Genomic DNA, 23092 nt, shown 5'->3' with positions numbered 1-23092 from the left:
CCGCCCGCCGGCCGACCGGCCCCGCGCTCAGGCGACGCGCCCCTCGCCTCCGTGCCTGCCGTCGTAGCCGAGCAGCCGCATCGCGGTGTCCGGGTCCATGGCGGCGGCCAGGAGCTGCGCCCGGGCGTGCGCCTCGTCGCGTTCGCGCTCGGCCTTGACCTGGGCCGCCCGCATGCCGCGGACCGCGACGAGCGCCAGCCCGATGCCGACGATCACCGCGACCACGATGACGAACACGATGAGCAGCACCCCCGGCGAGGCCACCCCCATCCCCTGACCGGCGCCGGTGGGCGGCGCCATCCCGGTCAGGGTCAGGCCGACCAGCAGGACGAGCGTCACCAGGGCGAGCAGGCTCACGACCAGCACCCAGCCGCAGCCGCGCGGCCCGCGCGCCGGGCCGGCGACGGCTCCGGTGGTGACGGACTCCGCCGCGGGCCCGCCGACCATCGCGGCCGCCGGGCCGTATCCGGGGACGGGCGAGGGCGGGGACGCGGGCGCGGCCGCGGGGACGACCGCCGGTCCGGGCTCCGGCGCCCACGGCATGAACTCCGGCCGCCCGTCAGCCCCCGCCCCCGGCGACACCCCGCCCGCCGGAGTCCCGGCCGTGGGGAGCGCCGTCGTGGTGGTCACGGCGGGAGAGGACGGCGGCGAGGCCGCCGCGACCGGCAGCGCTCCGCTGGGCACGGTCTCGACGATCTCCCCGGTGACCACCTCCCCCGCGGGCGGCGGGCCGGCGGCCTCCGGCAGGTCCCGGTCGACGCGGCTGTGCTCCTTGTGCGCCCGCGCCGCGTCCCGGTGGTACTCCTCCAGTTCCTCGTACAGCTCGTCCGAGGCGTAGACGGTGCCGTTGATGATCGCCCCGGGCCGCCGCTCGATGATGGCCACCACGTCGTCGCCGTTGAGCGTCTTGTGGGTCTCCAGGGCGTGCGCCACGCACAGCACGTCGCGCCGGTGCTCCTCCAGCAGCCGCTCGGTCCGCTCCAGCAGCCGTACGAGGTTGAACTCGATCCGCTCCCCCAGCACGTCGGGCGCCGGCTCCGCCTGCCCCTGGACGGGCCGCTTGTCGGCGATGCCGACGGGACCGCCGCCGCGCCGGGGCATGGCCTTGCCGCCCATGATCTCCAGCTCCTGGAGGGCGGGCAGCGAGGTGACGCCGGAGCCCATGCCCCAGTGCGACTCCATGAGCGCCGTCAGGTAGGTCGCCGAGTGCAGGTCGCCGGAGACGCCGGAGGAGTTGTCCTCGCCGAAGAACATCCGCTCGCCGGCCAGGGAGGCGAGGGAGACCATGATGTCGGCCTCGTACTCGGACTTCCAGCGGGTGAACTGGTCCTCCGGCTTGATGGAGGCCACCATGCCGAGGTAGTCGGCGCCCTTCTCGATGGTGGCGATGTCGATCTCGAGGTGGAAGCGGGTGACGTAGGCGACGACGGCGTGGCACGCCTCGTGGACGGCGACCGCGTGCCGTTCCCGCTCGATGTACTCGACGTCCTCGGGCGGCCCGAGCTGCTTGAGCCGTTTGGCGCGCAGCACGTCGGACCAGGTGATGACCTCGCGCCCGTCGCGGATGGCGGTGATCAGCGACTCGTTGACCAGGTCCTTGATGGTGGCGCCGGTGGCGTACGGGGTGATGGTGGCGAGCTTGTCGATCTGCTCGGCGGTGAGCTCGTGCTCGACCTTGTCGAAGTAGCCCTGGTAGGTGCGCAGCCGCCCGGCCTTGGACGGGTAGCCCACCTTGTAGATGCGGTCGATGCGGCCGGGCCGCAGGAGCGCCTCGTCGAGCGCGTCCGGCCGGTTGGTGGCCATCATGACGAGGATGCGGTACTTGGGCGGCGGCTTGGGCCGCATGCCGAGCAGCCGCCGGACGAGGCGGTTGAAGAATCCGCGCGGCTTCTTGAGCCCCGACAGCTCGGTGAGCAGCGCCTGAAGGGTGCCGGGGTCGCCGCTGTTCATGCCGCCGCCCATGATGAAGCGGTTGCGGGCGCCGGGCTCCTCCGGTTCGCGGGCGCGGCGGAAGGCCAGCGCCGAGCGGGTCTCCTCGGACAGGTAGCCGAGGCCGTGGCAGCCGTGCGCGCCGGAGAACGCCGACCAGCCGCCGCCCTGGCCGGGCGGCCCCTGCACGGCGAGCCGGCCGCGCTTGCCGAGCGAGTCGGCCTCGTCGAAGAAGACGATCACGCCGCCGTACCGCAGGGCTAGTTTGCGCAGTTTGCGGAACAGCGTCTTGACCTTGAGGATGCCGATGCCCATGAACATGTTGGTGAACGCGCCGGGGTCCACGAACACGTACGGCTTGCCGGTCTCCCCCGCGACCGCCTCGGCCATGAGGGTCTTGCCGGTGCCGGGCGGCCCCCACAGCAGCAGGCCGCTGGGCACGTAGCCGCCGCGCTCCTCGATCTCGCCGGGCCGTTCGAGGAAGACGATGTTCTCCCGGACGCGCTCGACGACGTGGTCCTGGCCCCAGACGTCGGCGAAGCGGGTCTTGATGTCGTCGGGGAAGTACGTCTCGACGCCGCCCCGCGACAGGAACCAGAACATGCCGACGAACTGGATGATGACCACGAAGAACAGGAAGACGATCTGGAGCAGGAACGGCAGCGCCTGGAACACCAGCGCGGGCGCCCGGAACAGCGCCAGGAACGGGCTGGTCTCCAGCACCGCGCCGAGCACCAGCGCCACCAGCACGCCCCAGAAGGCGATCTTGACGGCCCGGGCGATCCGGTAGCGCGTCCAGTCGTCGAAGCGCCGGTGCGACCACCGCTCGAACCCGCCGAAAACCCGGCGGCTCCAGAAGCCGTGGTAGCGGGACGAGCGCTCGCTGACGAGGAAGTGGAGCTGGCGCAGCGCCTCAGCGCCGAGCAGCCAGAAGATCCACTGGTGCTCGTACGCGATGACCTGGACCGCCTCGGGGAAGCCGACGATGCCCTCGTAGTCGGCCATGGTCTTCCAGGAGAGCACGAGGAAGGCCGCGACCAGCCCGAGGAGGAACTTGCTCCGGTCCCAGAACGGCATCCTCTTCCTGGTGACGGAGTCGGGGTCGGCCGGCCCGCTGCCGGGCGCGCGCAGCCCTTCGTGGTGGGTGGTGGTGATCAACTGTGCCCCCTCAACCGGGCAGCCGGAGCAGTCGGAACGAGTCGGCGATCTTGTCGAACTCCGCGGCGCGGGCCCGGAAGCAGATCGCCTGGCAGCCGATGAGCATGATCGAGACGGTGTCGCCCTGCTCATCAAGGATGGCGGTGTGGTCGAAGGTCTGGATCTGCGTCCCGATCCGGTAGGTGAAGCGCACCCTGACGCCCCTGGCGCCCCGGTCCAGGGTGAGGACCTGGTCGCTGATCTCCTCGAAGCCGCTGAACAGCGGCTGCCTGCCGGAGGCGGCCGCCCGCGCCTCGTACAGCTGACGCACCCGCTCGGTCACCGGGAAGAGGAAGTCGCGCAGCTGGTCGAGGGAGATCGTGTCGCGCTGCTCGTCGGTGAGCTGGTGGACGGTGGCGTAGAGGAAGGGGTCGGTGGAGCCGAGCAGGTGGGTGACGTTCGGCTCGGCCGACTGGTCGAAGGCGACGGACCAGACGCGCCGCGCGCGCTCGGCCTCGGCGAGGGAGCCGGGCTGGGTCCCGCTCAGGTACAGGTCGATGGGGTGTGCGTTGAGCTGGGCGAACGAGGAGGGCACCTTGAAGTAGGTGGTGCCGTCCCGATCGCGCACGTAGGTGTACTCGGGCTGTCCGCAAGCGGACAGCGACATGAGGGCCGCGGCCATGAGCGCGACCCAGGCCCGTGCCGTTCTCACCGGGGGGTACCTCCGCTTTGCGGACCGACGCCGTTGTTGTGCCCGTTTTCAGGCCAGGTGAGCCGGATGTACGGTGAGAAATCTTGACCAAATCTTGGCCGGGCCTTGGCTTCAGTTGTTACAGACCAGGCAATGCCCCAGTCAGGGCGTCACCTTCCACGGTCACCGCCGTACAACGTTCGTGCAACCCCCCATTGGTTCCTCTCAGGAAGTGACGAAAGATATGAGGATCCCTCCGACTGGGGAGCACACTCATGAAGGAACCGGTGATCGAGACCGTGGACTCCTACGGCATGACGGCTGAGCGTCAGTTCAGCGACCTGTGGGCGCGCGACGTGCTGTCCATGAGGGACCGCCGCCTGCTGCTGCTCGGCCTGCTGGTCGGGCAGGGCATCGACGACCAGGCCGAGGTCCAGCTCGACGCCGCCCTGCGCACGAAGCTGCTGTCGGAGGGCGAGCTGCGCGAGGTCGTGGTGTTCGTCACCCACTACGCGGGCTGGTCGCGGGGGGCCAAGCTGAACGCCCAGGTGGAGGAGCTGATCGCCCGGGCGGCGGAGGACGGCGCGGGCCCCGCCTGATCGCGGGGCCCTCCCCGGCCGTCAGGACGACTCGCCGAGGGCGATGGTCTCGGCCACCTCGGCGTGCCGTTCCTCCTCTTCCTGGGCGAAGCGCTTCTGGTCGAGCCGCTCGGCGATGTCCTCGTCCTGCTTCATCAGGGCCTCCAGCGACTGGCCGGCCATGTCGAGCACGCCCATGTCCGCGTACGCCTGCTGGAGCCTGGGGCTCCACAGCCCGATGTCCTTCACGCACGGGACGATGCGGCTGAACAGCAGCGACCGGAAGACGCGCAGGTACTCCGAGCGGTCGGTGGCGACCATGGCCTCGTCGACCTCGGCCTTGGACAGACCCATGTACTCCCAGGTCTCCCGGCCGCGCAGGCGGTCGCGCATGAGGTAGCAGCCCTCGATGACGAAGTCCTCGCGATCGCGCAGCTCGCTCTCCGACAGGTCGCGGTAATAGTCGCGCAGCGCCATCCGGCCGAAGGCGACGTGCCGCGCCTCGTCCTGCATGACGTACGCGAGGATCTGCTGGGGCAGCGGCTTGGTGGTGAAGTCGCGCATCACGCCGAACGCGGCCAGGGCTAGCCCCTCGATGAGCACCTGCATGCCGAGGTAGGGCATGTCCCAGCGGGAGTCGCTCAGGGTGCTGTCCAGCAGCGCCTTGAGGTGCTCGTTGATCGGGTAGGCCAGGCCGACCTTCTCCTGGAGGAAGCGGGCGTAGGTCTCGGCGTGGCGGGCCTCGTCCATGGTCTGGGTGGCGGCGTAGAACTTCGAGTCCAGGTCGGGGACGCTCTCGACGATCTTCGCGGAGCAGATCATGGCGCCCTGCTCGCCGTGCAGGAACTGTGAGAACTGCCAGGCGGCGCTGTGCCGGCGCACCTCGCGGCGCTGCGCCTCGTCCATCCGCTCCCACAGCGGGGTGCCGTGGATGGCGATCGTCTCGTCGGGGACGCCCAGCACGTCGTACGGGTCCACCTCGAGGTCCCAGTCGATGCGCTTGGTGGAGTCCCACTGCTTGTCCTTGCCCTTCTGGTACAGGGCGAGCATCCGGTCCCGGCCGTCGTCGTACTCCCAGGTGAACCTGGTCTGCCCGGCCATGTCCACGTTCCAGGTGGAGAGCTCGGCGGGGATCGTGTAGAGATCGTGCGTCGACATCGGACCTCCGAGGGGGGACGTACACCGTACGTACCCTTTCGAGGCTGGCACGTACACCGTACGTCCGTCAATAGAATGAGCTATGACCACGGAGCCCCTGTCCAGGGCGCGCATCGTCACCGCCGCGATCGACCTGATCGAGAGAGAGGGCGCCGACGCGGTGTCCATGCGGCGCATCGCGGCCGAGCTGGGCGTCGGCGTGATGTCCCTCTACAACCACGTCCCCAACAAGGACGCGCTGCTCAACGGCGTGGCCGAGACCGTGCTCAGCGAGATCGAGTTCACCGACGACCCCGACGCCGACTGGCCCGACCGGGTGCGCACCCAGGCGCGCGCCTTCCGGCAGATCGCGCACCACTACCCGCGGTGCACCATGCTCGTGGTCAGCCGTCAACTCTCCTCCGCCGCCGGGCTGCTGCCGGTGGAGCGGGCCCTGGCCACGCTGCGCAGCGCCGGGTTCGACGGGCCCGACGCGGTGCGGGTCGTACGGCTGTTCATCGCCTTCATCGTCGGCTCGCTGCTGCGGGAGGTGGGGGTGACGCCGACGTTCGCGCCCGTCCACCACCGGCACCTCGCCGGGGCCGAGGCCGTCGACCCGGCCCTGTTCCCGGAGGTGAGCGCCCTCGCGCCGCTGCTCGGCGCGTGCGACCACGAGGCCGAGTTCGAGTTCGGGGTGGAGCTGCTCATCCAGGCGATCACCGTGCTCCAGGCGCACAAGGAGGGCACGCGCCGAGGCAGTGAGCGCTGAGGCACTGAGCGCTGAGGCACTGAGGACGGACACGCGGGAGGGCGCCCGCTGACACCGGGCGCCCTCCGGGCGGGGCAGCCGTCCCTTCCCCTGAACGGCTGCCGTCAGTACCGGTCGTCCGACCGTCAATACCAGTTGTGCGACTGGAAGTGTCCCCAGGCGCCGCACGGGCGTCCGTACCTGCCCTTGATGTAGGCGAGTCCCCAGCGGATCTGCGTCGCCGGGTTGGAGCGCCAGTCGGCGCCGGCCCCGCTCATCTTGCCTCCGGGCAGGGCCTGCGGGATGCCGTACGCGCCCGACGAGCTGTTGTAGGCGCGATGGTCCCAGTTGCTCTCCCGGGTCCAGAGGCTGTCCAGGCAGCGGAACTCCTGGTAGGACCAGGATCTGCGGACCACCTGGTCCAGGGCGATCACCTTGTTCCTGCGCTTGGGCCGCAGGTCGTCGGCGCGGCGGCCGTTCAGGAGCACGGGGGCGAGCCGGGGCTTGGCCGACGGGCTCCACGTGCCGATCCGGATGACGGGAGCGTGCCAGACGCCCTGGCGGACCACCGGAGGGGCGGCCTCGCGCCGGAGTGCTCCCTGGTTCGAGTCGGCCCTGGCCGCCGCGGTCGTGGAGCCGAGCGCGACGACGGCGGCCGTCGCGGCCAGAGCGCTGTGAAGAGCGCGTTTGCTGTCCAATGCGATCCTTGCTGTCGGGTCGCGTGCGGACAGGCGTACCGGCTGGCCGGCCGCCCTGACGCTCCTCGTCCGTGGCTCGGACGCGGATGGTCCGCGCGGCCGCTCCGGGTTCCTGTGACCGCCCGGTCGTGCTGGGCGGCCCGGAGGGCTCCGCGACGTTCCTCTAGCCGGTTTCTATTACGCTGCGTAATCATCGGTCACGGACAGCGACACGCGACGGACAGGTGTTTGCGCGATCGTTCACGATCGATCACCGTCTCGCTGGCTCCTCGTGGCGCGGCCCGGCGGCGGGCTTGCGCCACCTTTACGGGAAACGGGGACGCCCGAGAGCTCCCGGCTCAGTACCAGCCGGTGGACTGGGAGTGCGCCCACGCGCCGCACGGCGAGCCGTAACGCTGCTTGATGTAGGACAGGCCCCACTTGATCTGCGTCCGGGGGTTGGTGCGCCAGTCGCCGCCCTTGGAGGCCATCTTGCGGCCGGGCAGCGCCTGGGGGATGCCGTAGGCGCCGGACGAGCTGTTCTGGGCGCGGTGGTTCCAGCCGCTCTCCCGGTGCCAGAGCTTGACGAGGCACTTGAACTGGCCGTTCTTCGTCCAGCCGCGCTTGGCGGCCAGGGTCTTGGCGATGGCCTTGTTCTGCTTGCTGGCCGCCTGGGCGGTCTGGGCCTGCGCGGCCGTCGCCCCGCCAGAGGTCACGAGGGCGGCGGAGAGGATCAGGATTCCGGCACGGCGAAGCGTGGGCATGGGCGGGGGTCCCTTTCGAAACGGGGGTCGGGGAAGCGACACCATGCCCGAATTGCACCCTTTATCGCTAGTTGTCCATGTATGCGTAGATCGGTAGCAAAGAGCGTAATATGCCGTTTATCAGGGCTTTTGTAGGGAAATGTGAGGCTCGTCACACTTTTTGGTGATCACGTTTAGAGATCCACAACGCCGCCTCGCGGGGTGATCGCGCAGGGGCTCTATAGGGTCGGTTCATGACCATTCGCGACATTCCGGTCCGCACGCTCGCGGGCTCCCCCACCACGCTCGGCGAGCTCGCCGGCGGCCAGACCCTCCTGATCGTGAACGTCGCCTCGAAGTGCGGCCTCACCCCGCAGTACGCCGGCCTCGTGGAGCTCCACCAGCGGTACGGGCCGCGCGGTTTCAGCGTCGTCGGCGTGCCCTGCAACCAGTTCATGGGCCAGGAGCCGGGCACGGCCGAGGAGATCCAGGAGTTCTGCTCGACGACGTACGGAGTGGACTTCCCGCTGCTGGAGAAGGCCGACGTCAACGGCCCCGACCGGCACCCGCTCTACGCCACCCTCACCGAGGCGCCGGACGCGGACGGCCAGGCGGGCGACATCCAGTGGAACTTCGAGAAGTTCCTGGTCACGCGGGACGGCGAGGTGGTGGCCCGCTTCCGCCCCGGGACCACTCCGGAGGACCCGGCGGTCGTGGCCGCCATCGAAAACGCCCTGTAAAGTCCACACCAAGGACAGCGGGCCAAGGGAAACCCGGAGGCAAGAAACCCAAGAGCGCACCAGATGTCCGCGGGGCGCAAGGCTCGAAGGCAAGGTCCTTCGGGGGGCGCGCTACGCGCGACACGCCTCGGGCAGGCTCTGCCCCGAACCCCGAGCGGGTGGCCTCCGGGCCCCTTGCACCCCCGCGCCCTGCCCGCCTCGGCGCCAGAGGTGGACTCCCACGAGCCTCGAAAAGAGGCACACAACCAGCCGCAGCAGGACGAAGAGCCCCGCCGTGGAGGTCCTGACGAGGTATTACGCGCGGGAGGGGCTGGGCCCGCCGAGCAGTGCGCCGGCGGGTTCCTTCACGGGCAGACGTTCCGGTAGGGGACCCCGGTCACGTATCGCCTCCACTCGGCCTCCGACACCGAGCCGGTAGCCGCCCAGCCGCCGGGGATCCCCCTCGATCGACATTTGCCATGATCCCTTGGACGGGGCATGGCCGCGCGAAGGTTCGCGGACGGCCCGAGATCAGAGCTCGATGCCCTTGATGATCTGCGCAAGCTCGGGGACGAGCGGCTGACTGGCCATCACGGTGACCACGACGCCCTTGCGCTCGACCCAGCCCGCGTACCGCCCGTGGCCCAGCGCGCCGTCGCCCTCCTGGGTGAGCACCCGGCGTGCGCCGACCTTCATGGTCCTCGTCTCGCCGGAGAACGTCCCGAGGTCGAACGGCGCGTTCTTGAGCTGGGTCAGCCTGCTCGCCCTCGGCCAGCACACCACCCGCACCCACAACGACCGGTGCTTGATGTCGACCTCGCTGCGGTCGTCGCTCCACTGGTAGCTGTACTCGGTGATGCCGTCGTGCTTGTTGACGACGGTGCCGCCGTTGGTGAAGCCCCTCGGGATGTGGTTGACGCGGACGCCCTTGATCGCGCCGGCGCCCTTGGGCGGCGTGTCGGTCTCGGCGGCGGCCGCCTGCTTCTCCTGCGCCGTCGTCGGAGCCGGGCAGCCGGGACGCTGGGCGGCCTGCGCCGGCAGCGGGATCAGTCCAGCGGCGAGGGACAGAACTGACAGGGCGGCGAACTTCTGGATCTTGTGCATGCCGGGTTGGATACCGCGGGCATGCGAAAGGTTCGTCGGCGCCCTCTGGCAGACCTCTAGCAGTCGCCGGAGAGCAGGTGCTCCTGCGCCCAGGCCGAGATCTGGGCGAGCGCCGGCATCAGCGCCTCGCCGCGCTCGGTCAGCGCGTACGACACGGCGACCGGCGGCCCCTCCTCGACCCTGCGCGTGATCAGGCCCGCGGCGGCCAGGTCGGCGAGGCGGTCGGACAGCACCGAGTCGGAGATCTTGCCGATGAAGCGCGACAGCTCACGGAAGCCCGCCGGCCCCTCGCTCAGCGCGCCCAGGATGACGGCGTTCCAGCGCTTCCCCAGGAACACGAACGCGCGAGCCAGCGCGGCGTCGCCACGGACGCACGCCTCGGACGTCACGTCGTGGCTCCGGTTGGGGGTTGCCGCCATGCTCCAACGCTAGCGCACGGACCCGCCCGGCGGACGGTGACGACCGGGGCGCGCACACGGCTCTCCGCCGGCGGCACGGCCCTTCCCCGGCACACCAATGGGGGACTTCCCCATCGCACTCGGGGAACGCTAGCGTGTAGCTTCTAACTAGGAAATTAGAAGCGACTCGGTTTTAACTCACTCGCATCCGTAGAGGCTGGATTCGCCATGACCGACACCACATCCACCGGCCGTCCGTCCGTCGTCGTCCTCGGGGGCGGGTACGGGGGCGTCGGCGTCGCCAAGACGCTCGACGACGTCGCCGACGTCACCCTCGTCGACCCCACCGAGGGCTTCGTGCACAACGTCGCCGCGCTGCGCTCGCTGGTGCAGCCCGACTGGGTGGAGCGCATGTACCTGCCCTACGACCGCCTGCTGACCCACGGCCGGTTCGTCCGCGACCGCGCCGTACGAGTCGACGGGCGGCGGGTCGAGCTGGAGTCCGGCGGCGTCCTCGACCCCGACTACCTGGTCCTCGCCACCGGCTCCTCGTACCCGTTCCCGGCCAAGAACGACGAGCCCGGCCTCGCCGCCGCCAAGGCCCGTCACCGGGCGGCCCACGAGGAGCTGGCCCGTGCCGGGCGCGTCCTCATCGTGGGCGCGGGACCGGCGGGGCTGGAGCTGGCCGGCGAGATCAAGGCGTTCCACCCGGACAAGCATGTCGTCATCACGGACGTCGCCGACGACGTCCTGACCGGCCCGTTCGTCCAGGAGCTGCGCGACGAGCTGCGCCGCCAGCTCGTCGAGCTGGGCGTCGAGCTGCGGCTCGGCGTCAAGCTGCGCGAGCTGCCCGGTGCGCCGCCCGCCACGCGCGAGGCCATCCGCGTGACGACGACCGAGGGCGACGAGATCGCCGCCGACATCTGGTTCCGTACGTTCGGCGTCAAGCTGCACACCGAGTACCTCGACGGCGGGTCGCTGGCCGGGCGGCGCGACGAGCGCGGCTACGTCCGCGTCGACCCGCGGATGCGCGTGGAGGGCGAGACGCGCGTCTTCGCCGTCGGGGACATCACGAACGCCGACCGCGACATGGCCGCGGCGGCCGGTCGCCAGGCGGAGGTGGTGGCCGGCAACATCCGCGCGCTGGTCACCGGCGAGGGCGAGCCGCTGGAGTACGCGCCGATCGGCTCGCTCATCGCGGTCCCGCTCGGGCCCGAGGGCGGTTCGGGCTTCTTCGGCGACGGCGGCATCGCCACCCCGGAGATGGTCGCCGAGGTCAAGGGACGCGACATGATGACCGGCCACTACGACGCCCTGTTCGGCCCGTCCCCCGACGCGGCTCAGGAGCCGGACGGGGCGCGGCAGGCCGGCGAGGCTCGGTAGCCGGGCCAGGCTCAGCAGCCCGACGGGGCTCAGTAGCCGGACGGGCGGACGAGGCCGACCTCGTACGCGAAGACCGCCGCCTGGGTGCGGTCGCGCAGGCCCAGCTTGACCAGGATCCGGCTCACGTGGGTCTTCACGGTCTGCTCGGCCACCACCAGGCGTCCGGCGATCTCCGCGTTCGACAATCCCTGAGCGATCAGGGCCAGCACCTCGGTCTCGCGCTCCGTCAGGTCGCCGACCCGCTCCTTGAGCGGGGCGCGGGGGGCCTCGGCCATGCGGGAGAACTCCCCGATGAGCCGCTTGGTGATGTTCGGCGCCAGCAGGGCGTCGCCCGCCGCCACCACTCGCACCGCGTGGGCCAGCTCGGCGGCCGAGGCGTCCTTCAGCAGGAACCCGGACGCCCCCGCGCGCAGCGCCTCGTACACGTACTCGTCCAGGTCGAACGTGGTCAGGACGAGGACCTTGGCGCTGACGCCGGCGAGCCGGGTGATGCGGCGGGTGGCCTCGATGCCGCCGAGCTCCGGCATCCGGATGTCCATGAGGACGACGTCCGGGGCCAGCTCTTCCGTGACGGCGACGGCCTCGAGGCCGTTCACGGCCTGGCCGACGACCTCGATGCCGGGCTCGGCGCCGAGCAGCACCGTGAAGCCCTGGCGCACCATCATCTGGTCGTCGGCGATCACTACGCGGATGGGGGTCGTCATGGGGTGTCCTCGCTGGGATCGGGCCGCGGGGACGGCAGGGGGGCGGACGTGGGGGCGGCCTCGGGCGTCCTCGCCGCGGAGGAGGTGGTGGCGACGGCCGTCACGGGAACGGCGGGGAGGACGGCGGTCACCTCGAAGCCGCCGTCCGGGGCGGGTCCGGCGGCCAGCTCCCCGCCCAGCATGGCCGTGCGCTCCCGCATGCCCAGCAGCCCGTGCCCGGGGCCGCGCGAGGGCGGCGCGGGGCGGGCGGACCCGGTGTTGGCGGGTGCGGTGTTGGCGACCCGGATCGCCAGGGCGGCCGGCAGGTAGCCGACCTCCACCCGCACCCGCGCTCCGGGCGCGTGCCGCAGCACGTTGCTGAGCGCCTCCTGGATGATCCGGAACGCCGACAGCTCCACTCCCGGCGACAGCGGCCGGGCCTCGCCGGTGGTCTCGATCGTGACGGCCAGCCCGGCGCCGCGTACGTTGCCGATCAGCTCGTCCAGCCGGTCGAGGGTGGGCTGCGGGCTGTGGCGCAGCCCGTCGGCCTCGGCGTCCTCCGAGCGCAGCACGCCGAGGATCCGCCGCAGCTCGGTCAGCGCCTCGACGGCGTTCTCGCGGATGCCCGCGAGGTTCTCGGTCAGCTCCTGGGGAGGGTCCTTGACCAGGTGGGGCGCCACCTGCGCCTGGATGGAGATCACGGACATGTGGTGGGCGACCACGTCGTGCAGCTCGCGGGCGATCCGGTTGCGGGTCTCCAGCACGGTGCGCCGCGCCCGCTCCTCGGCGGTGAGCACTTCCTGCTCGACCAGCTGGGTACGGGCGACACGACGGCCGCGCAACGCGGCGCCCGTCGCGGTCGCGATCAGGAAGATCGGCACGGCGTACACGGCGTCGCGGGAGCTCTCCGGCACGTCCCAGCCCACCACGGAGACCGCCCCCACCAGGATGGTGATCACCAGTGTCTCGGCCGCCACTCGGGGCTGCACTCTGAGCGCGACCAGGAACAGCACCCCGGCACCCAGGGCCAACCCGGGGCCGGTCCAGTACCAGGCGAGCGGAGGCCACTCGTCGATGGATACCGCCGAATCCGGCAGTTGGGGCATCGGGGTCGGTGGCCCACCGACCCACAGACGCGGATCGGTGGGTGTCGAACCGACGATCATGACAGCTATGGACGCCCACCACGCCATCAGCGGGCGGAACATCGCCACGACGAGCACCGCCGCCTGGACCGGGGCCAGCACGGCGAAGGCCGGGTAGTCGGGGTAGGACCGGCCTGCGAAAGCCATGAGCACCGCGTACAGCACCACCAGCGTGTGCGGCAGCCGTGCCAGCAGGCGCGTCCCCTCCCTGCGCGGCAGCGGGTCGGCGGCGGTCGTCCAGAGGTCCGCGCGCAGGGTACGCGCCACATCCGCCACCTGGATCACGCCCACTCCCCCTCCCCGATCACCACGCTCACCCTAGACATTCCGGGCCGCCTCCCCGTGACCGAGGCCGGTCCCCACGCGCCCGGAGGAACCGGGAGGCGTGGTTCCGGCGCGCCCGGAGGAGCCCCGGCGCCCCGGCGAAGAGCCTCGCTCGTACGCGTGGAAGGCCGCCAGGCAGACCAGCAGGGCCAGCGCGAAGACGGGCAGCCAGGCCAGGCGGGCGAGCAGCCAGCCCGCGTCACCGGGGACCGTGTGCAGGCCGGGCAGGGGCGCTCCGGCGAGCAGGCCGAGCGCCGTCACCGCGATCATGGCGGTCTGGTGCCAGAGGAACAGCGTCATCGCCGACAGGTTCACCACCGCCACCATCGCCCAGGCGGCGGGGCGCCGCAACACCCGTCGCAGCGGGTCGTACAGCAGCCGGGCGGCCCCGCACTGCGCCAGCCCGAACGTGACGGCGGCCAGCGTGGGCGGCGACAGGTTGGAGACGGGGGCTCCCGGCACGCCGACCATCGCGGCCGGGTAACCCGCCCACAGCACGAGCCCGGTCGTGACCGCCACGCCCCCGGCCAGCAGACCCCACCCGGCCGCGCGGGCGCGCGGGCCGTCCCAGAAGCGGGCCGCGCCCAGGCAGTACGGCACCAGCCAGCCCGCCGGCAGGTTGATCCAGCCGGCCCAGGCGGGGCCGTCGAGCCCGTACCGGACCAGGTCGGCCAGCGCGACGACGGCCAGCGGCCACAGCGGGTTCAGCCGGGCGGCGAGCGGGGTGGCGGCCGTCAGCGCGGCGTAGACCAGCAGGAACCACAGCGGCGACAGCACGAGCCTGAAGAGCCCGTACACGGTCTGCTGGCCGGCGCCCTGGGCGAGCATCGCCACCGCCGCAACGCTCCACACGGCGAGCACGGGCGCGACCGGGCGGGACAGCCGCGCCAGCCGGCCGCGCGCCCACGGTCCGTAGCCCGCTCCCGCGGCCCGCGCGGCGGCATACCCTCGTGCCGCCGCCCTGCCGCCCACCCAGAAGAACACGGCCAGCGTCTGCAGGGTCCAGGAGACGGGGGCCAGCCCGGGCAGGTACGACAGGGGACTGGTGCCGCGCAACGCACCGCTGTCCAGGACCAGGGCGGTGACGAGCCAGTGCCCGAGGACCACCCCGGCGATCGCCAGGGCACGCAGCCCGTCCAGCGCCCGGTCGCGTCCTTCGGGGGTGTCCGCCTCGATCCGGGCGACCAGGCGACGGACACCCGCTCCCCACGCCCCGCCCACGCCCACCGGCCCGCCCCGCCCCCGCACGCTCGCAAGTCCGGACGCCCCGCCCACGCTCACCGGCCCGCCCGCTCCTCCGGCCGCACCCCGGACGATCTCCCGCCCGGCCGTGCCACGCGCCACGGAGTCACGCATGTCCGCCCACCTCCGCAGGAGCCCGGCCCGACACGATCGCCGCCAGTCCGGCGAGGGAGAGCGAGCCCTCCTTGAGGTAGTCGCTGTGCCCGCCGTCGCCCGCCGCGAAGATCCGCGCGCCGAACCCCGGCGTGACCGGGTCGGCGCCGAAGCCCAGCATGGCGAACGGCAGGACGATCCGCGTGTGCGGCACCGCCGCCACCCAGTCGCCGCCGGCGCGCCCGGCCCAGACCGTGGCGCGGGTGCGCAGGGCCGCGACGGTGTCGACGCCCACACCGCCGCTGCCGTACAGGACGATGTCGTTCACGTCGAGGCCCGGCGCAGCCCGCCCGCACACCACCGACCCGTAGGAGTGGCACAGCAGCGCGATGCCGGCGTCCGGCCTGAGGCGGCGCAGCGTCCGCACGAACTCCCGCAGGGCGGGCGCGCCCTCGTCGGCGCGTGCCGCGGTCAGCACCTCGGTGCTCAGCGTGGCCGGCGTCCGGTACCCCAGCCAGGCGATCACCGCCGTCTCGCCGGGCGCCGCCCGCAGGCCCGTCGCGCCGCCCAGCGCCGCCCGTAAGCGCGTCGCGCCGTCCAGCAGCCTCCCGTACGTGTCCAGCGCCGTGTCGGAGCCGGGCACCAGCACGGCGACCCGCTCCGCGCGGGACAGGTCGCCGAAGACCTCCACCGTGCGCCCTCCGTCGCGCCCGTCGAAGGACAGGAACCGCCGGCCGGGGTCCGCCATCTCGCGCAGGTTCCCGGCCCGCCGGCGATGGCCGGCGCGCTCGGCGGCCCGCCCGGCGGCCAGGATGTCCTCGCGGGTCGCGGCGTAGCGCTCCTCCAGGGCGGCGGGCGTCGCGGACCCCAGCGGCGGCAGGGCGGCGGGGGCGGGCGCCGGTACGGCCCCGGGGCGGGCGGCCCCGGACACCGGCACGGCCACCGCCCCGGCGACGAGCGCGGCCAGCAAGGCACGGCGCAGGCGGGCGCGGGGCAAGCGAGCGTGGTGATCCGCTCGGCCGGGTGTTTCCGCCGTCGCTGCCGGCACGTCGCTTCGCCCGGATGTACGCGGAGGGGATCCCTGGAGCGAGGATGCCATCGCTGTCGGTCCTTCCGAGCCGGAGATTGTTCCGGCACCGACGCTAGGGATCACCCGTCGTGGTCATCGTCCCTCCGGGGAGCCCACTTCCGCGTAGCTCTCAGGTATGACGGCGGTCAGCGGAGCGGGCCGCAGCTTCCGCGGACGATCAGCTCCGTGGGCAGGACGACGGTGCGCGGGCGGCGCCCCGCGGTGCGCAGCACCAGCTCGCACGCCCGGTAGCCGATGTCGCGCCCCGGCTGGGCGATCACCGTGAGCGGGGGCGAGCACAGCTCGGCCCACGGCACGTCGTCGTACATGACGAGCGACACGTCGCGCGGCACCCGCAGGTCCAGCTCGCGGGCGGCCAGGACGGCCGCCTCCCCCAGCATGTTGCCGCCCGCCAGGACGGCCGTCAGGTCGGGACGACTCTGGAAGAGGCCGGAGGCGGCGGCGTAGGCCGAGTCGCGGCTGCCCGTGGCGAACACGACGAGGTCCTCGTCCGCCGGCGGGCCGACCGCCTCGCGGAACGCGGCCACCCGCCGGTCGTGCCCGGGACCGCCGAGGAAGGCGATGCGCCGGTGGCCGAGGCCGCGCAGGTAGCGCACCGCCGTACGGATGCCGGCCCGGTCGTCGGCGAGGACGGCGGGCACGCCGGTGGGCGGGGCCGGCGGAGGCGGCGGGGGCGGCAGGACGCCGTCGAGCAGCATGAGGTCGGCCGTGGAGCCGGGCAGGGCGTCGCCGGGCCGCTCGGCGGGCAGCCGGTCGGCGAACACGACGGTCATGCCGGCCCGGGCCGCGGGCGCCCAGGTGTCGGCGCCGCCCGACGGCACGGCGATCACCCGGTCCACGCTCTGCTCCAGCAGCATGCCCACCAGCTCGGCCTCCTGCTCGGGGTCGTCGCCGGTGGAGCCGAGCACCACGGGCTCCCCGGCGGACCTGGCGCAGGCGAGCACGCCCTCGGCGAGCTGGCCGAAGAAGGTGTCGGTCAGGTCGGGGACGAGCAGGCCGATGCCGCCGGTGCGGCGCTGGCGCAGGTTGCGGCCGAGCGCGCTGGGGCGGTAGTCGAGCTGGGCCGCGACGGCCAGGACCCGCTCCCGGGTGCGGGGGCTGGCCGACCCTCCGGAAAGCACCCGGGACACCGTGGCCACGCCCACGCCGGCCGCCTCGGCGACGTCCTTGATGGTCGCCCGTTTCGCCTCCATGGAAACGATTCCATCATGGTTTCCACCTGACCGGAACCCCGTGCCGCCCGGAGAAGCTGCTCACCCAGCAACCCTTGACACCCCTGTCCGTTTCGGGTGAGATGCTTGAAAACGTATCCATGTGAGTGGACACCCCCGCACAACACCTGGGCCACCGCCCTGGACCGCGAAGGAATGGCATGGCATCCATCGTTCTGACCAATGTCGACAAGGTCTACGCCGGTGGCGTGAAGGCCGTGAACGGGCTCAACCTTGAGATCAAGGATGGCGAGTTCATGGTGCTGGTAGGCCCGTCCGGTTGCGGCAAGTCGACCGCGCTGCGGATGATCGCCGGCCTGGAGGACATCAGCGGCGGCGAGATCGCCATCGGCGACAAGGTGGTCAACCACCTGCCGCCGAAGGACCGCGACATCGCGATGGTCTTCCAGAACTACGCCCTCTACCCGCACATGACGGTCGAGGAGAACCTCGCCTTCGGCCTCAAGCTCCGCAAGATGCCCAAGCCCGAGATCCAGAAGCGGGTGAACGAGGCCGCCAAGATGCTCGGCCTCGAGACGTACCTCAAGCGCAAGCCGGCCGCCCTGTCCGGTGGTCAGCGCCAGCGTGTCGCCATGGGCCGCGCCATCGTCCGCGAGCCGCAGGCGTTCCTCATGGACGAGCCGCTGTCCAACCTGGACGCCAAGCTCCGCGTCTCCATGCGCGCCTCGCTCAACACGCTGCACGAGCGCCTCGGCGTCACCACCGTGTACGTCACGCACGACCAGGTCGAGGCCATGACCCTGGGCGACCGCGTCTGCGTCCTGCGCGACGGCCTGCTCCAGCAGGTGGACACCCCGCAGAACCTGTTCGACAAGCCGGTCAACCTGTTCGTCGCCGGCTTCATGGGCTCGCCGTCGATGAACTTCGTCACCGCCGAGCTGGTCCGCGACGGCGGCGCGGCCGTGACGTTCGCCGACATCAGGCTGCCGATCCCCGACTCGACGTTCACCGACAAGCCGGGCCTCGACAAGTTCATCGGCAAGAAGATCATCCTCGGCATCCGGCCCTCCGACTTCGAGGACGCCAGCGCGGCCGGCAACCACGCCAACGGCTGGGCCACGCTGCCCGTCAAGGCCGAGGTGACGGAGGAGCTCGGCTCCGAGATCAACGTGCTGTTCCTCATCGACGCCCCGCCGGTCGAGCACAAGGACACCGTCGCCGCCGCCGACCAGGGCGACGACGACGAGGCGGCGCTGCCGCTGGTGGGCGACAAGTCGCTGTGGACCGCGCGTGTCAACGCCCGCAGCCACGTCCGCCCCGGCCAGAACATCGACCTGGTCCTGGACACGCACAACCTGCACTTCTTCGACCCGGCCAGCGGCCTGGCGATCGGCCACGAGCAGAACCGTGGCAGCCTGTAACGACACGCGTCAGCGGTCCCGGCCGGCGCTGTCCGGCCGGTGACCTCCCCCAAGGCGTCGGCCACGAGCCGCGCTCGTGACCGACCGGGCCCCCACCGCGACCCCCTCCCGCGGCGGGGGCCCACCCTTTTCCAGGCGGTACGCGGTGTCAGCGGCGGCCCAGGCGGGCCGAGACGGCGCCCGCCAGGCCGCGCGGCACGAACTTCCCGACGGCCACGATCGCCTTGTAGCGGGCGTCCGGCACCGACACCCGCTTGCCCAGCGCGAGATCCCGCATGGCCACCCGCGCCACCTCGTCGGCGTCGAGCCACAGGAAGCCCGGGACGCCGGACATGTCCATCGACGCGCGTTCGTGGAACTCGGTGCGCACGAACCCTGGGCACAGCGCCATGATCCGCACCTTCGGCTCGTGGACCTCGACCGCGGTGGACTCGCTGAAGTTCACCACCCAGGCCTTGGAGGCGCTGTAGGTGCCGCGGGTGAAGAACGCGGCGACGGACGCCACGTTGATCACGCCGCCCCGGCCGCGCCGCCTCATGCCGGGCAGGACGGCCAGGGTCAGCCGCAGCACGGCCTCGCAGTGGACCTTGAGCATGCGCAGCTCGTCCTCGACCGTCACCTCCAGGAACGCCCCGGGGTGGCCGAAGCCGGCGTTGTTGACGAGCAGGTCGACCTGACGGCCGTCGTTCTCGCGCAGGCGCGACTCCACCCGGGCCAGCCCCTCGTCGGTGGCGAGGTCGGCGGGGAGCACCTCGACGCTCACGCCGTACCTGAGTTTGAGCCGGTCGGCGGCCTCGCCGAGCCGCTGCTCGTCGCGGGCCACGAGGACGAGGCCGAAGCCGTCGGCGGCCAGCCGCCGGGCGAAGGCGGCGCCGATGCCGGCGGTCGCGCCGGTGATCAGTGCGGTAGGCATGCCAGCACCCTAACCCGTGGGACCGCGGCCCGCCGTCCACCCCTGGCTGAGAGCTTTATCAGCGAACGCCACGGAGTTTCCGCAGGTCGCCGCCGATTCGGCACATGCGGCCCCCGGCAGGGCTGGTCGGCCTCGTCACTGAGCGTTAGGGTCTGCCCCGACACGACACCATGGGTGAGAGCGGGCGGCGAGGATGGGCATCACCACCGGCAGCCGGCAGACGGCGGGCGAGGAGTCCGGAAAGTCCACCGGGAAGAGACGCTGGCCCTCGTGGACCGTCGCCGTGTGCTTCGCCGTGTGGACGCTGGAGCGGCTGGCCGGGGCGGAGCAGGGCTCGTTCGACACCCAGCTCACGACGCTGACGCCGTACGCGGCGGCGTTGACGGCGCTGCTGACGGTGCTGTTCCTCTTCCGGAACCGGCCGGCGGCGGTGGTCACGGCCGTGTCCTGCGCGGCGTCTTCGCCGAGCTGCGCCTCCCGCCCGCCGCCTGACCGGACGTCCTGACGCCGAACTCCGCCTCCCGCCCGCCGCTCGGGGCTACGCTGAAGGCACGCTGTCCCCTCCGGCAGAGGCAGGGCGAGGTGCTGAAGGTTCCGCTCGCCGAGTCGTTCCGCTACGTGCACGAGCCGCTGCGCGCCGACGAGCAGGCGTTGCCGCTGCTCGGCAACCACGCGCTGATCGAGGAGCTGAAACACCGGCTGCGGCGCTCGCGCGGCGGGACGTTCCTGATCACCGGGTTCCGCGGCGTGGGCAAGAGCACGATCGTGGTCCGCGCCCTGGACGAGATCGCGGCGGAGGGCGACCCCGCCGGCCTGATCGTCCCGATCATGCTGAACGTGGCCCGGCCGACCACGCCCGAGCGGCTGTTGTTCGCGGTCGTGCGGCGCGTCTACGAGGCGCTCCAGGACCGCGGGGCGCTGCCGGAGCTGAGCGAGGCCGCCCAGCGGGCGCTCATGCTGGCGCACATCCGCACCTCGCTCGGCGTCAAGCAGACCCAGGGCGACGCCACTGAGCGCAACGCCTCGCTGACCCTCGGCGTGGGCGACGCGGTGCGCAGGCTGGCCGGACCGGCCGGGTTCGTGGTGCCGGCGGCGGGCCTGTCGAGCAAGCGCACCCGGTCGCTGGCCACCGAGGCGTCGTTCCTCACCTACTCCGACGCCGACGTCGAGTACGACCTGGCCCGGATCGTGGACCTGCTCGACGGCCGCGGACCCGCGGGCCCTCCGGCGCGGCGGCGGCTGTTCGGCAGGCGACCGGTCCGGCGCTTCCCGCGCGTCCATCTGGTCGTCGTGCTCGACGAGGTGGACAAGCTGACCGCCGCCTCCGACGGCCTGGCCGCGGTCGAGGAGCTGCTGACGAGCCTCAAGAACACGCTGACCATGCGGGGCGTCCACTTCCTCGTCGTGGCGGGCCCCGACCTGCACGACAACGCGGTCAGGGACGTCAGCCGGGGCAACAGCGTCTACGAGAGCGTGTTCGCCTGGCGGATGTACGTGCCCTGCACGTGGGACGCGCCCGAGCGGCTGGTGCGCGCCATGGTCGGCGAGCCGCCGCCCGGGACGGCGGAGGACGTGGCGCGGCTGGTGCGCTATCTGCGCTTCAAGGCGCGCGGGGTGCCGCGCCGGCTGCTGCAGGAGTTCGGCGACCTGGTGGTGTGGGAGGGCCCCCGCCCGTTCCTGGTCGCGGCGGGCGCCGACTACGACCGGATGGTCTTCTACGCCCGGCTGGAGGAGCTGGCCGACCGGTACTTCCGGCAGCCCGGCCAGGAACGGCTGTTCCCGGTGCCGATCGACGAGGACCGGTGGCGGCTCGGCGGCTACTACATCCTCGACTGGATCCTGCGCAGCGAGGGCGAGCCGTTCACCTCGCTCAGCATCGTCGGCTCCCCCGAGCGGGCCGAGCTGGACCCGCTGCTGCGCATCGCCCAGCCCGCGGTCGAGCGGCTGCTGCGGCACCTGGCCGGGCAGGGCGTCATCACGGTGCTGCGCGAGCCGGGCGTCAACGCCACGCTCGTGGGCGGCGACGACTACGCGCAGCAGCTCACCTCGTACAAGCTGGCCGAGGACGTGAAGCGGACGCTGCTCGGCATCGCGTTCGGCAGCGAGGCGGAGCGGGCGGCGCTCGACCTGGCCGCGCCGCCGGTCGCGGTGTCGCAGACCGGGTTCGTGTCGGGGGCGCCTCCGTGGGGCGCCGGGGAGGCGTACCCCTCCTACCAGCCCGCCTGGGACCGGCCGGGCACCTACCCGGCCCAGCCCGTGCAGCCCGCGCCGCCGCAGCCCTCCCCCGCGGGCGCCGATCCGCCGCACATGCGCCGGATCGCCGACCGGTACGACCTGCTGGAGGTGATCGGGCAGGGCGGCATGAGCACCGTCTACCGGGGCTACGACACCCAGCTCGGCCGGATCGTGGCGGTCAAGGTGATGCGCGGCGACCGGGCCGGCTCCGAGGACCTGGCCCGCAGGTTCCGCCGGGAGAGCCGCATCGCCACCCGGCTGCGGCATCCGGGCATCGTGACCACCTACGACGTGGTGGACGACCCCGTCGCCGGGCTGGCCATGGTGATGGAGCTGGTCGAGGGGCGCACACTGCGCGAGGTGGTGGCCGCCGACGGGCCGCTCCCGCTGCCGGAGGCGGTACGGCTGGCCAGGACGCTCGCCTCGACCCTCGCGTACCTGGAGGGCGAGAACCTCACCCGGCTCGACCTCAAGCCCGACAACGTCATGATCGCCCCGGGCCGTGACCCGGTGGTCATCGACTTCGGCATCGTCAAGGGCCTGGTCGACTCGACCGTCGCCACGGACATCGGGATGATCGTCGGCACTCCGGCCTACATCGCGCCGGAGGCCGTCAGGGGCGGGCGGGTGGACACGCGCTCCGACATCTACACCTTCGGGATCGTGCTGCACTTCGCGCTGACCGGGCGGGTGCCGTACCCGACCGACAGCGTGCAGAGCGTGCTGCTCGCGATCGCCGAGGGACGGCTGGACCTGTCCGGGCTGGACGGGGTTCCGGAGCCGCTGGCTGCCGTGGTGCGGCGGGCCACGGCGCTGTCGCCGGACGAGCGCTACCAGTCGCCGCAGGAGCTGATCGAAGGGCTGGACGAGGCGGCTCAGGCCCTGGACCTGGAGGACGCCGCGCCCGGGGACGACGAGAGCGGCGGCGGGGCCGGGGCGGACGAGGGGTGGGAGGAGCCGCCGACCGTGCAGGTGCCGGTCCGGAGCCCTGCCGGGTCCGGGGGGAACGGGCGAGGCCCGCGCGCGGAGGAGGCGGGCGGGGACGGGGCGGCGCCGCTCGTGTACGGGATGCTCTGCCCGCAGGGGCACTTCAACGATCCGCGCCTGCCGGACTGCGCCGTGTGCGGCGTCGCAATGGTCGGCGGCGTGTGGGTGCGGCAGGCGCGGCCGCCGCTCGGCGTGCTGCTCGTGGACGACGGGCAGGTCCTGCCGCTGGACCGGCCCTACCTGGTCGGCCGCAGACCGGAGACGGCGCCGGAGGTGGAGGACGGGTCGGCCGTGCCCGTGCCGGTGGACGACCGGGAGCAGTCGGTCTCGCGCCGCCACCTGCTGGTGGACATGGACGGCTGGGACGTGGTGGTCGTCGACCTCGGCTCGACGAACGGCACCGCGCTGCTCACGCCCTCCGCGCCCGGCTTCGCGGAGCTGCCGCCCGAGTCGCCGGTCGTGCTGCCGCCGGGCGCGGTGATCCGGGTGGGCCTGAGCCGGACGCTCCGCTTCGAGCCCCACCGCCCCGCCCCGTGAGGTGGA

General features: G+C 72.4%; 19 protein-coding genes and 1 pseudogene. 7 read left to right on the top strand and 13 right to left on the bottom strand.

Going from position 1 to position 23092, the window contains the following annotated elements:
• Window positions 1-27 precede the first annotated feature (27 nt).
• Both AB0H81_RS04430 and AB0H81_RS04425 read right to left on the bottom strand, forming a co-directional pair.
• Window positions 28-3087 carry an AAA family ATPase gene (locus AB0H81_RS04430; RefSeq protein ID WP_358369083.1) on the bottom strand — a complete coding sequence of 1020 codons (3060 nt, stop codon included), beginning with the start codon at window positions 3085-3087 and terminating at the stop codon, window positions 28-30.
• Window positions 3088-3097: 10 nt separating this feature from the next.
• Window positions 3098-3778 carry a hypothetical protein gene (locus AB0H81_RS04425; RefSeq protein ID WP_358369081.1) on the bottom strand — a complete coding sequence of 227 codons (681 nt, stop codon included), beginning with the start codon at window positions 3776-3778 and terminating at the stop codon, window positions 3098-3100.
• 254 nt (window positions 3779-4032) lie between these two features.
• Here AB0H81_RS04425 and AB0H81_RS04420 point away from each other — a divergent pair, with 254 nt between their 5' ends.
• Window positions 4033-4356 carry a carboxymuconolactone decarboxylase family protein gene (locus AB0H81_RS04420; RefSeq protein ID WP_358369079.1) on the top strand — a complete coding sequence of 108 codons (324 nt, stop codon included), beginning with the start codon at window positions 4033-4035 and terminating at the stop codon, window positions 4354-4356.
• Window positions 4357-4377: 21 nt separating this feature from the next.
• On the opposite strand, the gene AB0H81_RS04415 is transcribed toward AB0H81_RS04420, so the two are convergent.
• Window positions 4378-5493, bottom strand: coding sequence for a ferritin-like domain-containing protein (locus AB0H81_RS04415; RefSeq protein ID WP_358369076.1), 1116 nt, complete (start codon window positions 5491-5493; stop codon window positions 4378-4380).
• Between the two features lie 82 nt (window positions 5494-5575).
• On the opposite strand from AB0H81_RS04415, the gene AB0H81_RS04410 reads away from it, so the two are divergent.
• A complete protein-coding gene (locus AB0H81_RS04410) occupies window positions 5576-6241 on the top strand; it encodes a TetR/AcrR family transcriptional regulator C-terminal domain-containing protein (protein ID WP_358369073.1) in 666 nt (221 codons plus the stop codon).
• Window positions 6242-6366: 125 nt separating this feature from the next.
• Here the strand turns inward: AB0H81_RS04410 and AB0H81_RS04405 are convergent, their stop codons facing one another.
• Entirely contained in the window at window positions 6367-6918 is a 552-nt protein-coding gene (locus AB0H81_RS04405; RefSeq protein ID WP_358369070.1) for a lytic transglycosylase domain-containing protein, read from the bottom strand.
• A gap of 338 nt (window positions 6919-7256) precedes the next feature.
• Window positions 7257-7544 (bottom strand): annotated as a pseudogene (locus tag AB0H81_RS04400) (transglycosylase SLT domain-containing protein); the annotation flags it as partial.
• A gap of 350 nt (window positions 7545-7894) precedes the next feature.
• On the opposite strand from AB0H81_RS04400, the gene AB0H81_RS04395 reads away from it, so the two are divergent.
• Complete coding sequence (locus tag AB0H81_RS04395) at window positions 7895-8380, top strand: glutathione peroxidase (protein WP_358369067.1); 486 nt, start codon at window positions 7895-7897, stop codon at window positions 8378-8380.
• A gap of 510 nt (window positions 8381-8890) precedes the next feature.
• Here AB0H81_RS04395 and AB0H81_RS04390 read toward each other — a convergent pair.
• Window positions 8891-9463, bottom strand: a complete 573-nt coding sequence (locus AB0H81_RS04390; RefSeq protein WP_358369064.1) for a hypothetical protein — start codon at window positions 9461-9463, stop codon at window positions 8891-8893.
• A 56-nt stretch (window positions 9464-9519) separates the two neighbouring features.
• Window positions 9520-9882: a helix-turn-helix domain-containing protein gene (locus AB0H81_RS04385; protein WP_358369061.1), complete on the bottom strand. Its 363-nt coding sequence runs from the start codon at window positions 9880-9882 to the stop codon at window positions 9520-9522.
• 207 nt (window positions 9883-10089) lie between these two features.
• Here AB0H81_RS04385 and AB0H81_RS04380 point away from each other — a divergent pair, with 207 nt between their 5' ends.
• Window positions 10090-11244, top strand: a complete 1155-nt coding sequence (locus tag AB0H81_RS04380; RefSeq protein ID WP_358369059.1) for an FAD-dependent oxidoreductase — start codon at window positions 10090-10092, stop codon at window positions 11242-11244.
• Between the two features lie 29 nt (window positions 11245-11273).
• Here the strand turns inward: AB0H81_RS04380 and AB0H81_RS04375 are convergent, their stop codons facing one another.
• The 5 genes from AB0H81_RS04375 to AB0H81_RS04355 form a co-directional block, all read right to left on the bottom strand.
• Complete coding sequence (locus AB0H81_RS04375; protein ID WP_358369056.1) at window positions 11274-11948, bottom strand: response regulator transcription factor; 675 nt, start codon at window positions 11946-11948, stop codon at window positions 11274-11276.
• Window positions 11945-13357, bottom strand: a complete 1413-nt coding sequence (locus tag AB0H81_RS04370) for a sensor histidine kinase (protein WP_358369053.1) — start codon at window positions 13355-13357, stop codon at window positions 11945-11947. Before AB0H81_RS04370 ends, AB0H81_RS04375 begins: the two co-directional genes overlap by 4 nt.
• A 33-nt stretch (window positions 13358-13390) precedes the next feature.
• Window positions 13391-14752 (bottom strand): acyltransferase, encoded by a 1362-nt coding sequence (locus AB0H81_RS04365; RefSeq protein ID WP_358369050.1) that lies wholly within the window; start codon window positions 14750-14752, stop codon window positions 13391-13393.
• Window positions 14745-15728 carry an alpha/beta hydrolase gene (locus tag AB0H81_RS04360; protein WP_358369047.1) on the bottom strand — a complete coding sequence of 328 codons (984 nt, stop codon included), beginning with the start codon at window positions 15726-15728 and terminating at the stop codon, window positions 14745-14747. Before AB0H81_RS04360 ends, AB0H81_RS04365 begins: the two co-directional genes overlap by 8 nt.
• A gap of 218 nt (window positions 15729-15946) precedes the next feature.
• Window positions 15947-17014: a LacI family DNA-binding transcriptional regulator gene (locus AB0H81_RS04355; RefSeq protein ID WP_358369044.1), complete on the bottom strand. Its 1068-nt coding sequence runs from the start codon at window positions 17012-17014 to the stop codon at window positions 15947-15949.
• Window positions 17015-17193: 179 nt separating this feature from the next.
• On the opposite strand from AB0H81_RS04355, the gene ugpC reads away from it, so the two are divergent.
• A complete protein-coding gene (gene ugpC / locus AB0H81_RS04350) occupies window positions 17194-18414 on the top strand; it encodes a sn-glycerol-3-phosphate ABC transporter ATP-binding protein UgpC (RefSeq protein ID WP_358369041.1) in 1221 nt (406 codons plus the stop codon).
• A 148-nt stretch (window positions 18415-18562) separates the two neighbouring features.
• Here ugpC and AB0H81_RS04345 read toward each other — a convergent pair whose 3' ends face one another.
• Window positions 18563-19327, bottom strand: coding sequence for an SDR family oxidoreductase (locus AB0H81_RS04345; RefSeq protein WP_358369039.1), 765 nt, complete (start codon window positions 19325-19327; stop codon window positions 18563-18565).
• A 193-nt stretch (window positions 19328-19520) separates the two neighbouring features.
• On the opposite strand from AB0H81_RS04345, the gene AB0H81_RS04340 reads away from it, so the two are divergent.
• Together AB0H81_RS04340 and AB0H81_RS04335 are read left to right on the top strand one after the other, a co-directional pair.
• Window positions 19521-19832, top strand: coding sequence for a hypothetical protein (locus AB0H81_RS04340; RefSeq protein ID WP_358369036.1), 312 nt, complete (start codon window positions 19521-19523; stop codon window positions 19830-19832).
• Window positions 19833-19909: 77 nt separating this feature from the next.
• Complete coding sequence (locus AB0H81_RS04335) at window positions 19910-23086, top strand: protein kinase (protein ID WP_358369033.1); 3177 nt, start codon at window positions 19910-19912, stop codon at window positions 23084-23086.
• The last annotated feature ends 6 nt before the right edge of the window (window positions 23087-23092 follow it).

The sequence above is a fragment of the Nonomuraea sp. NPDC050691 genome (assembly GCF_040654455.1).
In the GTDB taxonomy this organism is placed as follows: Bacteria; Actinomycetota; Actinomycetes; order Streptosporangiales; family Streptosporangiaceae; genus Nonomuraea.
This window is presented reverse-complemented; position numbering and strand designations above follow the sequence as displayed.

What these genes read in the sequence shown, in the direction of transcription:
- AB0H81_RS04355 (WP_358369044.1), bottom strand. Translation starts at nt 17,014, where the DNA reads ATGGAGGCGAAACGGGCGACCATCAAGGACGTCGCCGAGGCGGCCGGC.
- AB0H81_RS04420 (WP_358369079.1), top strand. Translation starts at nt 4,033, where the DNA reads ATGAAGGAACCGGTGATCGAGACCGTGGACTCCTACGGCATGACGGCT.
- ugpC (WP_358369041.1), top strand. Translation starts at nt 17,194, where the DNA reads ATGGCATCCATCGTTCTGACCAATGTCGACAAGGTCTACGCCGGTGGC.
- AB0H81_RS04365 (WP_358369050.1), bottom strand. Translation starts at nt 14,752, where the DNA reads ATGCGTGACTCCGTGGCGCGTGGCACGGCCGGGCGGGAGATCGTCCGG.
- AB0H81_RS04345 (WP_358369039.1), bottom strand. Translation starts at nt 19,327, where the DNA reads ATGCCTACCGCACTGATCACCGGCGCGACCGCCGGCATCGGCGCCGCC.
- AB0H81_RS04340 (WP_358369036.1), top strand. Translation starts at nt 19,521, where the DNA reads ATGGGCATCACCACCGGCAGCCGGCAGACGGCGGGCGAGGAGTCCGGA.
- AB0H81_RS04380 (WP_358369059.1), top strand. Translation starts at nt 10,090, where the DNA reads ATGACCGACACCACATCCACCGGCCGTCCGTCCGTCGTCGTCCTCGGG.
- AB0H81_RS04375 (WP_358369056.1), bottom strand. Translation starts at nt 11,948, where the DNA reads ATGACGACCCCCATCCGCGTAGTGATCGCCGACGACCAGATGATGGTG.
- AB0H81_RS04415 (WP_358369076.1), bottom strand. Translation starts at nt 5,493, where the DNA reads ATGTCGACGCACGATCTCTACACGATCCCCGCCGAGCTCTCCACCTGG.
- AB0H81_RS04395 (WP_358369067.1), top strand. Translation starts at nt 7,895, where the DNA reads ATGACCATTCGCGACATTCCGGTCCGCACGCTCGCGGGCTCCCCCACC.
- AB0H81_RS04390 (WP_358369064.1), bottom strand. Translation starts at nt 9,463, where the DNA reads ATGCACAAGATCCAGAAGTTCGCCGCCCTGTCAGTTCTGTCCCTCGCC.
- AB0H81_RS04410 (WP_358369073.1), top strand. Translation starts at nt 5,576, where the DNA reads ATGACCACGGAGCCCCTGTCCAGGGCGCGCATCGTCACCGCCGCGATC.
- AB0H81_RS04385 (WP_358369061.1), bottom strand. Translation starts at nt 9,882, where the DNA reads ATGGCGGCAACCCCCAACCGGAGCCACGACGTGACGTCCGAGGCGTGC.